Raw genomic sequence first — 14,466 nt, 5'->3', positions numbered from 1 at the left:
TGGTCGACCTATAAAATGTCTCACGCCATTCGCAGAATATGGGATCAGATGCCTGATCCAAAATGGTGTATTGCCATGGGTGCCTGCGCATCAACCGGCGGAATGCACCGTTGCTATGGTGTGGTTCAGGGGGTGGATAATTATTTACCGGTAGATGCATACGTATCAGGATGCCCTCCCCGACCCGACGCTCTTCTTCATGCTTTGATGAAGATACAAGACAAAATTAAAACTGAGCATTCTGTTTTATTAGATACCTAAGAATATGAGTTTAGAATTGAACGATACATTACAAGGCGTTGTAGACGGGCTTTCTTCTGATCACTCGGAAGATCTCATTGAAGTCTATCAATCTTGCGATCACATCTACATCCGAGTGGAAGCTGAAAACATTGTTAAGATCTGTAACTATCTCAAAACAGAGCACCGCTTTATATATCTGACTGACATAATCGGAACTGACCGGTACACATCTGATGAGCGTTTTGAAGTGATCTATAACATGATGAACCTCAAAACTCGCGATCGTATATTTTTAAAGACCAGGGTTGAAGAAGAAAATCCAAAAATAGATACTGTTTCTTCAGTTTGGAAATCAGCCGGTTGGTTAGAACGCGAAGTTTACGATATGTATGGTATTCTTTTTGAAGGTCACCCTGATCTTCGAAGAATTTACATGCCGGAAGATTTTGATTACTTCCCGCTAAGAAAAGAATTTCCGCTGTTGGGTATTCCCGGTTCCATTGAGCTGCCTAACACAACCCCAGATACGGAGTAAGGCATGAAACTCACTGATATTAATAGTAAAGTAGATCCGAAGTTTTTTAAGGAGCACCAACGAGGAATATATAAAAGCCTTGAGGACAAACATACAACCATCGAGGATATTGACAGTGAAGACCCACTTAATTCCAAGATGATCCTCAATATGGGGCCTCAGCATCCCGCTACACACGGTGTGCTTCGTTTGATCCTTCAACTTCGAGGCGAGCTTATTGAGAAGACCAAGATCGATATTGGTTATTTGCACCGTGGTGTAGAAAAAATTGCAGAGAATAAAACCTACCAGGAATTCATGCCCTATACTGACCGCATGGATTACCTCTCTCCTTACAGCAATAATGTAGCCCTTTGTATGGCTGTTGAGAAGCTTGCTGAAGTTGAAGTACCTGAGCGGGCTCAATACATCCGTATGATCTGTATGGAATTGGCTCGTATTTCTTCCCACCTGCTTTGGTTAGGAACCATGGTCATGGATGCAGGAGCTATCTCTTTTTTCATCTGGACCTTCCGCGAACGTGAAAAGATCTATGATATTTTTGATGAAGTAGCCGGACACCGCTTTACGGTTTCGCATTCCCGAATTGGCGGTGTCGCTAATGATTTCACAGATGATGCTGTTGCCCGGATCAAGGAATTCATTCAAACTTTTCCTAACGAACTTAAAGACTGGCACGGGCTTTTAGACCGTAACCGAATTTTCATTGACAGAAATAAAGATGTAGGAATCGTTAGAACAGAAGATGCCATAGACCTTGGTGCAACTGGGCCCGTATTGAGAGCCTCTGGGTACGGAGTTGATCAACGTATCATCACTCCTTATTTGAAGTATGATGAAATTGATTTTGAAGTCCCTACCCGCCTTGAAGGGGATAATCTTGCTCGTTATTTCGTGCGAATGGAAGAGATGGCTGAAAGTATCCGGATCATTGAACAATGTTTTGATAAAATGCCAAAAGGCCCGATCCGAGCAAACAATGCAAAACATGCCTATCCATCCAAAGATGAAGTGTACTACTCAATGGAAGGCATGATCCATGATTTTATGATGACCGATACCGGGATCTGTCCTCCGGCCGGCAAAGAAGTATATCATGCTGTAGAATCTCCAAAAGGAGAATTAGGCTATTTCATTCAAAGTGATGGAACCGGCCACCCCTGGAGATTGAAAGTCAATGCTCCATCCTTCCGCAACCTTCAGGTATTGGAGAATATTCTAGACGGAGAAATGGTAGCTGATACGGTAGTTATAATTGGTGGAATTGACCCTGTAATGGGAGAAGCAGATAAATAAGATGGAAGAAACGTACGAATTCACAAAAGAAGACTTAGAAGAAATTGAAGCCATAAAGGCCAAATTTCCGGAAGTAATGCCGGCTACCCTCCCCACACTTTGGGTGGCACAAAGAAGATTTGGGCATGTTGAACCTCCGGTGCAGCGCTTGGTTGCTAAAACTTTAGATCTGCCTGAATCTCATGTTCATGGTGTAGCTACTTTTTACACGCAATATTATAAAGAACGTAAAGGAAAATACGTTTTGGATGTGTGCACTACTACAAGCTGTCAGCTTTGCGGTGGATACAAGATGTTACACTACCTGGAAGACAAGCTTGGCATTAAAGCAGGTGAGACTACCGAAGACGGGATGTTCAGCATTCAATCTGTAGAATGCCTTGGCGCCTGTGGGTATGCCCCAATGATGCAGATCACAAATGATGTTTATGTCAACAATCTCACCGAAGAAAAACTCGATAAGGTTATTGACAGCCTGAAAGAAGGTAAAATGCCAGAATTTGAATCCGTAGGAATGCCTCTCCTCGAAAATATTAATAACAAGTAATTATGGCTTCTGATTGGAAATCTTTTGAACCGGTACTTATTCCAGACATTCCAAACCTGGACAAGATCGATGTATATATCAAAAACGGTGGCTACAAAGCACTTGAAAACGTTATTAAAGGTGATGACTGGACTCCGGAAAGCGTAGTCAATGAAGTAAAAGAAGCCAACATCCGCGGACGTGGCGGAGCGGGTTTCAATGCGGGGCTAAAGTGGTCATTCATGCCCCCTGCTGACGGCGGTCCCCGTTACCTTGCTTGTAACGGAGATGAATCTGAGCCGGGCACTTTCAAAGACCGCAAGATCTTTGAATACAATCCCCATCTTTTTATTGAAGGTGCATTGATCGCAGCCTATGCGATGAAAGTAACTACTATATATGTATATATCCGTGGAGAATATTATTCATGGATCAAGATGATGGAGAAGGCATTACAAGATGCCCGCGACAAAGGTTTTATCGGAAAGAATTTGTTTGGTACCGACTATAGCGTAGAATTTGAAGTAACCGGAGGAGCCGGAGCTTACATCTGTGGTGAGGAAACTTCCATGTTGGAATCGCTGGAAGGTAAACGGGGATATCCTCGTGTTAAACCTCCCTTCCCTGCTCAAAAAGGACTTTGGGGCCGCCCGACCACCATCAACAATATTGAAACACTGGCTAACGTGCCCTTAGTAATAAATAATGGGGCAGCTTGGTTCAAGAATATTGGAGCAGAAACACATCCCGGTCCGGTACTTTATGGGATATCAGGTCATGTAAATCGACCCGGAGTGTATGAATTACCTTCCGGAGTTCCGGTGATGGACCTCATCAATGATGTTGCCCAGGGAATTAGAGGTGGCAAGAAACTGAAGGGATTGATTCCCGGTGGATCTTCCACTCCAATACTCCGTGCCGACCAGCTTGAAGGAGTGTCCATGGATGCCGATTCACTGCGAGAAGCCGGCTCTATGATGGGAACGGCCGGAATGATCGTAATGGACGAAGACACAGACATGGTAGATGCATTGTGGAGAATATCACATTTTTATCAACATGAGTCTTGTGGACAATGTACCCCGTGCCGTGATGGTACCGGTTGGTTAGAAAAGATATTATTGAAGATCAAAAACGGTGAAGGTGAGATCAGAGATCTTGATCTGCTTTTAGATGTAACCACCCAAATGGAAGGCCGAACCATTTGTGCCCTGGCTGATGCCGCTGCATGGCCCGTTCGACATACTATCAACCGTTTCAGAGACGAATTTGAAGCGCGCTGCAAGAAATCAGTTCACGCAGTAGCGTGAGGGATTTATTATTGATGATTGTTGATTTTTGATTTGTTCTGATCAACAGTCACAAATCGAAAATCAACAATTTTGAACAAGGATGATTTAATATTAAGGACAAAAGATTTTGCACACAGATGTGTTAAGTTGGCTGTTAGTTTGCCAACATCATATTTGGGTAACCATATTAAAGGGCAACTGATAAGATGCGGTACTTCAGTTGCTGCGAATTACAGAGCTGCTTGCATTGCTCATAGTAAAGCAGCTTTCACCGCAAAATTGAGCATAGTTATTGAAGAAGCTGATGAAAGTGAATTTTGGATGCAATTTATAATTGATGAAAACCTCAAGCCAATACAATTGGTTGAGCCTCTTTTAAAAGAAGCGAACGAGTTAGCATCAATTTTTATAATCTCCAGAAAAACAGCGCAAAGAAAATGATTGTTTTTGATTGAATCATCAATCAAAAATCAAAAATCAACAATCCAATATGTCAGAAATATTTATAGACGGACAACGATACGAATTTGAGGAAGGCGACGACCGTGGCGTTCTTCAGTTCATTTTAGATCAAGGCAAAGAAGTTCCATTCTTTTGCTACCATCCTGAAATGAGCGCCCCCGCAAACTGCCGACAGTGTTTTGTAAAAGCAGGTACTCCTGTTAAAAACCGTGAAACCGGTGAATTTGAACTGGATGAAAACGGGGAACGTGAAATCCGATGGTTCCCAAAAATGCAAACTTCATGTTCGCTGGGAATGCAGGATGGAATGGTTATCAAAACCCAAGAATCGGATGAAGAAGTCGCCAGGGCTCAAAAAGATACCATGGAGTTTTTACTTGTCAACCATCCTTTGGATTGTCCTATTTGTGATCAGGCCGGTGAATGCCCGCTTCAAATTCAGACTTACAAATATGGTCCTGAAGGCAGTCGATTTGAAGTAAAGAAAGTACACAGACCTAAACGAGTTCAACTCGGACCGAGAGTTACTTTAGATGCCGAGCGTTGCATCAACTGTACGCGCTGTGTTCGCTTTACTGACGAGATCAGTGAAACCCATCAGCTTACCATTGTTCAGCGTGGTGATAAAAATTACCCAATGACTGCACCGGGACGTGAATTTGACGATCCTTATTCGTTAAATACCGTTGATATTTGCCCTGTGGGAGCTCTTACTTCTTCCGATTTTAGATTTAAGGCACGTGTTTGGGAGATGAATCAAACTCCAAGCATTGATATTACCAATGGTAAAGGAACCAATATTGACATTTGGACAAGGGATAACTTGGTAATGCGAATTACACCAAGATATAATGGTGAAGTAAATAACCATTGGATGGCAGATTCCGGACGAGAAGCCTATAGAAGGTTTAATGAAAACCGTATCTCCCGCCCTGCTATCAAGTTGGATGGTGATAATCAAACAAAAACATCCTGGAACAATGCTATTGAGACATTTGCTGAGACTTTAGAATCTCACAAACCGGAAGATGTGCTGGTTCTAGGAAGTGCTCATGCTTCCGTTGAAGAAAATTATGCGTTGATGAAAGTATTCAACCTATGGGGTGTAAATAACTTTAAGTTTGCTCCTCATATTATTGAGGGTGCCGGAGATGATTTCCTGTTAACCGATGATCAGGCTCCAAATACTTCAGGAGTGAAATTATTGGGATATGAGGAAAACTCAGATCTTGCCTCTGAGGTCAATAAAGCCAAGATCGTTATCATGCTTTCTGATGAGCTTGTAGATCGTAATGTTCTTTCTGCAGATGATCTAAAAGGCAAATACAGTATTTTACTTTCTACCAATGAATGTGAGACATCGAAAGTGGCTGATCTGGTGATACCCATAACCTGCATTGCTGAACATGCTGCAAGTTATGTGAATGTAGACGGACGAATTCAACGCTCCTTCCCTGCCAAAGAAACCCAGTACACCCACAGAAGTCTTAATATGGAAATGTCTCAGGGACGATTGGACCGATACGGAACCAATTTTGATAATTGGGTAACTGAAGATAATAAAGTTGATTGTGCTCCGGCCTGGGATATTATGAACCAGCTTGCAGACCGAATGGGATTAAACATATCATTTGGAGACTCCAGAAGTATTATGAATGATATTGCATCTTCTAATCCCGCTTTTGAAAATATTAGTCATGAACGCATGGATAATGAAATGGGCGTTAACCTAAATCCTTCAAACAAAAAAGAGGCAACTGCATAAATGAGTACAGGTGGAATTGATCTTTTCGGACTTTTATTTATCCCAACCTGGGTTGCTGTTCTTAGTTTAGGTGTTTTTACTTACCTGAATTCAGCCGCTGTGTTGGTTTATGCTGAGCGGCGTATCGCCTCATTTATTCAGAACCGTGTGGGGCCTAATCGTGTTGGTCCTTTTGGGCTATTACAACCCATTGCCGATGTAGTGAAACTGCTTCTTAAAGAGGATGTGACACCGGCTCAAGGCTTTAAAACGATCCATGCCATTGCACCGATGATTCCCGTTATAACCGCATTGTTGTCGGTGGCAGTGATCCCCTTTGGTGAAACATTATATGTAACGGATATTAATGCAGGCGTTCTCTTTATTTTGGCCGTTGCTTCTTTGGGAGTTTATGGAGTAACCCTTGCAGGCTGGTCATCGAACAGTAAATATTCCCTTCTGGGTGGATTGCGTGCTGCTGCACAAATGATCAGTTATGAACTGCCAATGGGTATGGCCGTTGCTTCCGTAGTATTGGTTGCCGGTTCTTTAAGTGTTGTCGAAATCGCCGCTTCTCAGGAACATTTATGGAATGTATTCATAAATCCAATTGGAGCTGTGATATTTATTATTGCTGCTTTTGCTGAAGCCAACCGAACTCCTTTCGACCTGGTTGAGGCTGAGCAAGAGCTTGTAGGAGGTTTTCACACGGAATACAGTGGCATGAAATTCGGAATGTTCTTCCTTGCTGAGTACATGCACGTATTTATTGGAAGTATTTTGATCACTACTTTCTTCTTTGGAAGCTATCACCTCCCATTTGCCGGTTATTGGTTACCTGAATTAAGCCCAATGGTTAAAGGTATTTTGGATGTGACTGTATTCATGAGTAAAGTGATATTCTGGTGCTTCGTATTCATTTGGGTGCGCTGGACAATCCCTCGCTTCAAATACAATCAGGTAATGAAACTTGGATGGGGACGACTGCTACCTCTTAGTATCCTGAACTTTATGTTGATAGCCGCAGGAATGTATGCTTACACCCATCTGTTTTGATCTTAAGAAACTAACTAACTTATTTTTAGTATAGACAAAGCCGGTTCATAGCCGGCTTTTTTATTATATCAGAACTGTCAAATGTTAAACTCTACTCGCATGAATTGCCTAACCATTACATGCGATATCAACTTCCTGTCTATTTCTTTACCATAAAAAAAGGTTCTTGACCTAATATTATCAAAAAAACCAACGGAGCTTGTTATGAAAGTATTAAAATCTATCCTACTGCTGTTCAGTTTATTCCTGATCTCATCCTGTACTATTTATGATAATGATGTAGAAGGCGAGGTTGACCTCGTTTATTCAAGCACTATCACTATCAGGGCAAATGATTTTGCATATGAAGATGATTTCATCTCAGTTGCTACCTATGGATGGGATAATCTGGATGAAGAAATGGTTGATTATGGCATGGTTTTGGGGTATCTCCGTTTTGAGGGAACAACAGCGTGGCATTCCCTTCCCTTTTCAGTTCCATTCGAAAACGACTTGGTTAACCTTCGATTCTCTTTTGACGTGAATGACGTTAGTCTGATAGTGGAAGGAGAGGTAGCAGGTAACAATCAGGCTAATGCTAATTTATTTGACAGAGATATACTCAGGGTTATTGCCATCCCTCCATCTGCCATAGTGAGAGGAAAAGGCATAAATTATCGGAACTATGAGCAAGTTAGTGAGTTGTATGGATTAGAGGACTAAAATAATTTGCAACAAATCACTAATGAAAGTATCATTTAGTAAATTAACTCTCACAAATTAAAACTATCCTATGAAAAATATCATCACTAAAATTGGATTTGTTACTCTTTTTTCGATGCTAACATTAACCATACAAGCTCAAAATTTACCTGAAACAGGTAGTTTAGGTATTCGGGCAAACCTAACAGGGCAAGGAACCATTGAGCTACCCTACATGCTGAATGATGAGCTGTCTTTAGCACCTTTTATAGGTTTAAACTCTACACAAGACCAAACCACTAACTTTACGATCGGCGTCAGTCCCCGTTACTATGTTTCAACCGGTAATTCTATTGCAACATATGCAACGGGTGTTTTTGGAATATCGAATACGTCTTTCTCCAACGCCAATAACTCCATTACCGATTTTAATTTAGGCATTGGATATGGAGCCGAATACTTCTTCGCAAATCGATTCAGCGTTAGTGCTGATGCAAATTTAAATGCCCGCTTTGGTGACAGTGCTACAAACATTGCCACAGTTGCCCGGGTATCAGCTTCTATTTATTTCTAAATAGAAAGCTTAATTCTTTCTTTTTAAAAGCCGCATTTAAACATGCGGCTTTTTTTATTTGATAGGTATAATTATTAATTTATTTTAATAATTGAAAATTCTTTTATACTGTGGTAAATCATTGCGTTGGCTTGCAAAATAAAGATTAATGAGACCACGCTATTAAATCAGCAACCGATATCATTTAAATAATAAGAAGCAACCCGCTAAGGAGTTACAGGTATGATAGATCGGCAAAAAATTATCCAAATATTCAAGGCTTCCCCTACTCCTACATCTATTGTTTTACCGGATGATCCGAAGTTTACTTTTGTGCAAGTTAACGAAGCTTATACTAAAATGACTCAGACCAAAGCTGAGGAGCTGATCGGTAACTCACTTTTTGAATCCTTTCCTGAAAATCCTGATGAGATAAAACCAACAGGCGTAGAACGCCTCAGAAATTCCTTTCGAAAAGTCATCGCTGAGAAACAACAGCACAGAATGGAAAGTATCAGATATGATATAAAATTAGATGACGGACAGTACAAGCAAATCTACTGGGAAGTTATCAATACTCCTGTTTTCGATGATGAAGGGAACGTTGAATTCATCATTAATTCAGCAACTAATATTACAGAGCAGGTGCTCAGCAAAAGAGCTAACCGACTCATGTTAAATAATTCTGAAGACAGTTTTATTCTTCTTGATATGAACTTGATCATTCAGAGCTTTAATAACAATTTTGCTCAAAATTATAAGGACATCTTCGGAATTGAGGTAAAAAAAGGAGACTCAGTCTTAGACTACGTACAACCTGAACGCCTTGATATTGTAAAAGGAATTTATGAGCGTGTTTTAAAAGGTGAAACCATAACAGGTGAACTTCCCGCAAAAACTAAAGATGGTGCTGATCGGTATTTCACTATCAAATATAAGCCTGCAGAAGATGAAAAAGGAAACATCATTGGCTCATTTATTTCAATTTTAGAAAAAACGAAAGAACATAAAGCCAAGTTAGAATTGGAACAAAATGAGGCTAGATACCGGGCCTTGGCAGAACATGGGAACGACGTCCTTTTTATCCTGAACTCTGATGGTGCTCCTTTTTATGCCTCTCCTTCCATTGAAAATGTTTTAGGATACACTCAACAAGAAGCTCTGGAGATGGACATGCTCAAGATTGTTCATCCTGATGACATAGAAATGATGATGGGTGAGGTCCAAAAATGCCTGGAGAATCCCGGTGTTCCCATGAGCCCCCCTCCAGCCCGAATGAAAGACAAACAAGGAAACTGGCATTGGTTTGAAGGTACTATTACTAATATGTTGGATGATCCGGCAATCAATGGGATCGTAGATAATTTCAGGGAAATTACGGATCGATATGAGGCAGAACAAGAAGTACACGAAGCCAAGGAAAAGTATCAGACGCTTATACAGACGATTGATGGAGTTGTTTGGGAGGCGGAACCGGGCACTTTGTATGTAACATATATGAGTCCGCAGGCTCTCTCCATCTTAGGTCATGATCCCGATGTTTGGGCATCTACCATTCACTTTTGGAGAGACCATATTCATCCAGATGATCGTAAAGAAACGTATGCCAAATTCGAAAAATTTACTAAAGCCGGTCAAAACCATGAGCTTGAGTATCGTTACCAAAAAGGAAATGGAGAATATATATGGGTTCGTGATGTAGTTACGGTAATTACAGAAAATGGAAAGCCGGAGATCATTCGCGGAGTTATCATTGACATAAACAAGGAGAAAGAGCTTCAAATTGAGCTTGATAAAGTCTATGAAATGGGCTCTATCGGTAACTGGGAAGTGGATATGATCAATGACAAATTATATTGGTCGGATGTGGTAAAGAAAACATTTGAAGTTGATCCTGATTTTGAACCTGAATTGGAAACCGCTATCGAGTTTTATACGAAAGGTGAAAATCGGGATTCCATACAGGAAGCAGTTGATAAAGCGATGGCTGAGGGAGTTTCCTATGATGTTGAATTACAAATTACTACAGCAAAAGGAAATAAAAAGTGGATCCGTAATATCGGGAAACCTGAATTCAAGGATGGAAAGTGTATCAGAGTTTATGGAAGCACCCAGGACATTACTGAGCGGAAAGAAGCGGAGTTAGAGCTAAAAAGATCTCATGAAGCCTTAGTTGAAAGAATTAAGGAGCAGCGCTGCTTATATGACATCGCAAATTTAAATGATAGTGATCTTAGTATACCTGAACTGCTTGAAAAGGCTGCTGATATTATTCCACAAGGCATGTTGTTTGAAGAGATTGCACAAGCTCGTATAACATGGGATAGTCAACATTACGATTCAAAAAGCTTTGCCGGTTTAAAGAAAAAACTAAGTATAACAGAAGGCAAAAAAAGTAAATCTAAAAGTGATATACAGGTAACAGTCGGGTATTCAAAAAATTCAGATGCTTCAAAAGATCTGAGAATTTTAGAGGAAGAAAAGGTTCTGTTGAAAGCCATTCATAATCAGCTGAGCCAAAAGATTGACCAAATTCTAAAACGAAAGCAGATTCGGGAAGCTGATCAAAAGTTCCGAAATGTGGTAGAACACAGTACCAATATGTTTTACCAGCATGATTTGAATGGCGTGTTGACCTATGTGAGCCCCCAAAGCATCGATTTCTTAGGCTATACTTCTAAGAAAGCGATGCGTGACTGGACAGATTTCATCACCGATCATCCTATAAATAAAAAAGGGGAAGCCCTTACTCATAAAGCGATCGAAACCGGTGAGGTTCAAGAAGCCTATGAGCTGCAATTGAAAACAGCCTCCGGAAATATAATCTGGGTAGAGGTCAATGAAGCTCCACTGTTGCGTGATGGAAAAGTTACCGGAATTGTCGGCTCACTTACAGATATCACAGAACGCAAGAAAGCTCATTTATCACTTAAAAAAGCATTTGAAGAGAAAGAAAGTATCCTGGAAAGTATTGGAGACGGTTTTTTCACCGTTAACAAGAATTGGATCGTTACCTATTGGAACAGAGCCGCTGAAAGACTGCTTCATACCCCTAAACAAACGATTTTAGGTAATAATCTGTGGGATATATTTGAGGATGCGGTTGATTTAATTTCATACACAAACTATCATCGCGCATTACACGAAGGAAAATCCATAGATTTTGAGGACTATTATCCCACTTTAGATAAATGGTTTGATATCAGTGCTTATCCTTCTGAGGAGGGTTTGTCTGTATTTTTCAAAGACATCACCGACCGGAAGAAAAATGAAGAAGAGATCAGACGTATTAACGAACGCTTCGAAAAAGTTACCAAAGCTACAAATGATGCAATTTGGGACTTTGATGTCAGTGAAGACACACTGTTTTGGGGCAAGGGCTTTGAGAAATTATTCGGCTACGATCTTAACGAAATAAACCCAAGTTTTGAATTCCTTATCAGCCTGATACATCCAGGTGACAGAAGTCGTGTGGTGCAAAAAATTGAACAAAAAATGGCGGATAGTTCAATCTCTGATTGGTATGAAGAATATAGATTTTTAAGAAATGACGGTTCCTATGCTCATGTGATTGATAGAGCCATTTTTATAAGAAATAAAAAAGGAAAGGTTATACGCGTGGTGGGTGCAATGACCGATCTTACAAAGCAAAAAGAATACGAAGAGTCTTTACAAAGACTGAATGCCGAGTTGCAACAACGTGCAGCCGAACTCGCAATTTCCAATGCAGAGCTCGAACAATTCGCCTATGTTGCTTCGCATGATCTTCAAGAGCCTCTGAGGATGATTACCAGCTTCCTTACCCAACTGGACAAAAAATACAGTGATAAACTGGATACAAAGGCCAATGAATACATTAACTTTGCAGTTGAAGGGGCTCAGAGAATGCGTCAGATTATACTTGATCTGCTAAATTACTCACGTTTGCATCAGGAAGACATACAAAGAGAAAATGTAGATCTTAATAAAATATTAAATGACGCCAAATCTCTGGAGAATGCCCAGATTTCAGATAGAAAAGCAAAGATCACAAATGATGAATTACCAACGGTAAAAGCAAATTCCGGAGCGATTAAACAAGTATTCCAAAACGTGTTAAATAATGGTCTTAAATATCAAAAGCCGGACAGTATTCCTGAAATACACATCAGCGCGAAGGAATCAGACACACACTGGAAGATAATTTTTAAGGACAATGGTATCGGAATTAATCCCGAGTTTCAGGATAACATCTTTCAAATATTCCAGCGCTTGCATACCCGAGATCAATATTCTGGAACGGGAATCGGACTGGCAATAAGTAAAAAGATCGTAGAACGTCATGGTGGGCATATCTGGGTAGAGTCTGAAGAAGGAAAAGGAAGTACATTCTTTTTTACAATAGAAAAATAAAAATAACTTTTGGGGATAAATATGAAGTATCACTTTTATAAATATTTCATATCTATGTGTTAAATGAACAGAGTAAAAAAATTTTGGAATAAATATCGGGAGATCATTGCCCATAATTGTACTGATGACCTGATAGCAGATACTTCTCTCATTTACTGGCAGAATAAATTGTTTGCCGCCTCAATTATCTATTTGATACCATTTAGTATTATTGCAGTTTTACCGGGAATGTATGTTGCCTATAAATCCAGCCTGCTCGGGTTAATAGCAGTGGATTCATTAGCCGTCATCATTGTATTTATCGTTGCTTTTGTTCCGGGGATTTCTGTTTTCCTTCGTAAAATTCTTTTTAACGCAGTATTATATGCCGTTTCAACTGCCCTACTCTTCTACCTGGGTTCATTTGGCCCGGGTTTACTGTATCTGCTGGCCATTACCATTTTTATATTGCTGACCCTTGATACTTTTTATGGTTATATAGCACTAGCCTTGAATACATTGATCTGTATAATCATAGGTTTGCTTATCTATTTTAGTTCCGGTGAAATATTGATATTACATGAGTATGCCTTAGATACCTGGATCGCAGTTTCTGTCAATCTTATCTTTTTGAGTGCTACTGCTGTCGTACTCATACCCATATTATTCAAAGGATTACAATCTGCTATTATTGAAGAAAACAACCTCAGGTCAACATTAGAAATTGAACAGAAGAAGCTGCAAAGCTCCATTTTTCAGCTAAAAGATAAGAATGAAGAGCTACAACATTTTGCCTACTCGGTGTCTCATGATCTTAAAGAGCCTTTGAGAATGATCCAAAGCTTTATGGAATTGCTTAATAAGAAATATGCCGACCAGCTTGATGAAAAAGCTCGAAAGTATATTTATTTTGCTACTGATGGAGCTAAGAGAATGTCGATTTCAATTGATGACTTGTTAGAGTATTCACGTGTAGGACGATTATATACCAATACTGAACTGATTCAAAGTTACGACATGGTTCAGGAAGTCCTTCAAATACTGGAAGGAGAAATTGAAAGCAAAGATGCCAAGATAGATATTGGAAAACTACCTGAGATCAATGCAGTTCCCGTAACATTTCGTATGTTAATACAGAATCTCATATAAAATGCATTAAAGTATCAAGAAACAGGGAAAAGGCCGGAAATTCAAATCAATTCCCATGAGACAAAACACCATTGGGAGTTTTCCATAAAGGATAACGGTATCGGTATAGACCCTGAATATCATGATGAAATATTTAGCCTCTTCAGGAGACTTCATACCAAGGATACCTATCAAGGAAGTGGTATAGGGCTTGCCATTTGCAAGAAAATTGTAGAGCAACATGGCGGCCGGATCTGGACAGAATCTGAGGAAAATAAAGGAAGTATATTTTATTTTACAATTTCAAAAAACAATCAATAGATCAATGAAATTTGACGTATAATGAACTATAAGAGTGGATTTACGGCGATCAGCAAGTTTGAAGTGCGGAATAATATGGAGGTTCAAGTTAGGGAAGCCTTCAAGAACCGGCCTCATTTAGTGGATGATGCCCCCGGTTTTCTCGGCTTGCAGGTGCTGTCCCCCAAAGAGAATAATGCTGAATTCTGGCTCATCACCCATTGGGAAATGGAAGAACACTTTCATGACTGGCATGATAACCATCGCAGTGAAGCACAT

At 40.1% G+C, this 14,466-nt stretch carries 13 protein-coding genes and 1 pseudogene; all 14 read left to right on the top strand.

Features of this window, described 5'->3' with window-relative positions; translation table 11 throughout:
* Positions 1-261 (top strand): NADH-quinone oxidoreductase subunit B (locus VFM80_RS08985; RefSeq protein ID WP_395071492.1); only part of this gene is annotated, 261 nt, incomplete at its 5' end.
* A 4-nt stretch (positions 262-265) separates the two neighbouring features.
* Positions 266-778 (top strand): NADH-quinone oxidoreductase subunit C, encoded by a 513-nt coding sequence (locus tag VFM80_RS08980; protein WP_395071491.1) that lies wholly within the window; start codon positions 266-268, stop codon positions 776-778.
* Between the two features lie 3 nt (positions 779-781).
* A complete protein-coding gene (gene nuoD, locus VFM80_RS08975; protein WP_395071490.1) occupies positions 782-2,074 on the top strand; it encodes an NADH dehydrogenase (quinone) subunit D in 1,293 nt (430 codons plus the stop codon).
* A 1-nt stretch (position 2,075) separates the two neighbouring features.
* A complete protein-coding gene (gene nuoE / locus VFM80_RS08970; protein ID WP_395071489.1) occupies positions 2,076-2,621 on the top strand; it encodes an NADH-quinone oxidoreductase subunit NuoE in 546 nt (181 codons plus the stop codon).
* A gap of 2 nt (positions 2,622-2,623) precedes the next feature.
* A complete protein-coding gene (gene nuoF / locus VFM80_RS08965; protein ID WP_395071488.1) occupies positions 2,624-3,910 on the top strand; it encodes an NADH-quinone oxidoreductase subunit NuoF in 1,287 nt (428 codons plus the stop codon).
* Between the two features lie 72 nt (positions 3,911-3,982).
* Positions 3,983-4,333 carry a four helix bundle protein gene (locus VFM80_RS08960; protein WP_395071487.1) on the top strand — a complete coding sequence of 117 codons (351 nt, stop codon included), beginning with the start codon at positions 3,983-3,985 and terminating at the stop codon, positions 4,331-4,333.
* Positions 4,334-4,382: 49 nt separating this feature from the next.
* Complete coding sequence (locus tag VFM80_RS08955) at positions 4,383-6,119, top strand: 2Fe-2S iron-sulfur cluster-binding protein (RefSeq protein WP_395071486.1); 1,737 nt, start codon at positions 4,383-4,385, stop codon at positions 6,117-6,119.
* Positions 6,120-7,154 (top strand): NADH-quinone oxidoreductase subunit NuoH, encoded by a 1,035-nt coding sequence (gene nuoH / locus VFM80_RS08950; RefSeq protein ID WP_395071485.1) that lies wholly within the window; start codon positions 6,120-6,122, stop codon positions 7,152-7,154.
* Positions 7,155-7,358: 204 nt separating this feature from the next.
* Complete coding sequence (locus VFM80_RS08945; RefSeq protein ID WP_395071484.1) at positions 7,359-7,856, top strand: hypothetical protein; 498 nt, start codon at positions 7,359-7,361, stop codon at positions 7,854-7,856.
* 70 nt (positions 7,857-7,926) lie between these two features.
* Positions 7,927-8,409 (top strand): outer membrane beta-barrel protein, encoded by a 483-nt coding sequence (locus tag VFM80_RS08940; protein WP_395071483.1) that lies wholly within the window; start codon positions 7,927-7,929, stop codon positions 8,407-8,409.
* Between the two features lie 222 nt (positions 8,410-8,631).
* Complete coding sequence (locus VFM80_RS08935; protein ID WP_395071482.1) at positions 8,632-12,780, top strand: PAS domain-containing sensor histidine kinase; 4,149 nt, start codon at positions 8,632-8,634, stop codon at positions 12,778-12,780.
* Between the two features lie 63 nt (positions 12,781-12,843).
* On the top strand, positions 12,844-13,908 hold the full coding sequence (locus VFM80_RS08930; RefSeq protein WP_395071481.1) for a sensor histidine kinase: 1,065 nt from the start codon (positions 12,844-12,846) through the stop codon (positions 13,906-13,908).
* A 12-nt stretch (positions 13,909-13,920) separates the two neighbouring features.
* Positions 13,921-14,208, top strand: a pseudogene (locus tag VFM80_RS08925) (sensor histidine kinase); the annotation flags it as partial.
* Between the two features lie 21 nt (positions 14,209-14,229).
* Positions 14,230-14,466, top strand: a 237-nt coding sequence (locus tag VFM80_RS08920; RefSeq protein ID WP_395071480.1) for an antibiotic biosynthesis monooxygenase family protein, incomplete at its 3' end; no start/stop codon positions are given.

It is taken from the genome of Gracilimonas sp., from assembly GCF_035704785.1.
In the GTDB taxonomy this organism is placed as follows: domain Bacteria; phylum Bacteroidota; class Rhodothermia; order Balneolales; family Balneolaceae; genus Gracilimonas.
This window is presented reverse-complemented; position numbering and strand designations above follow the sequence as displayed.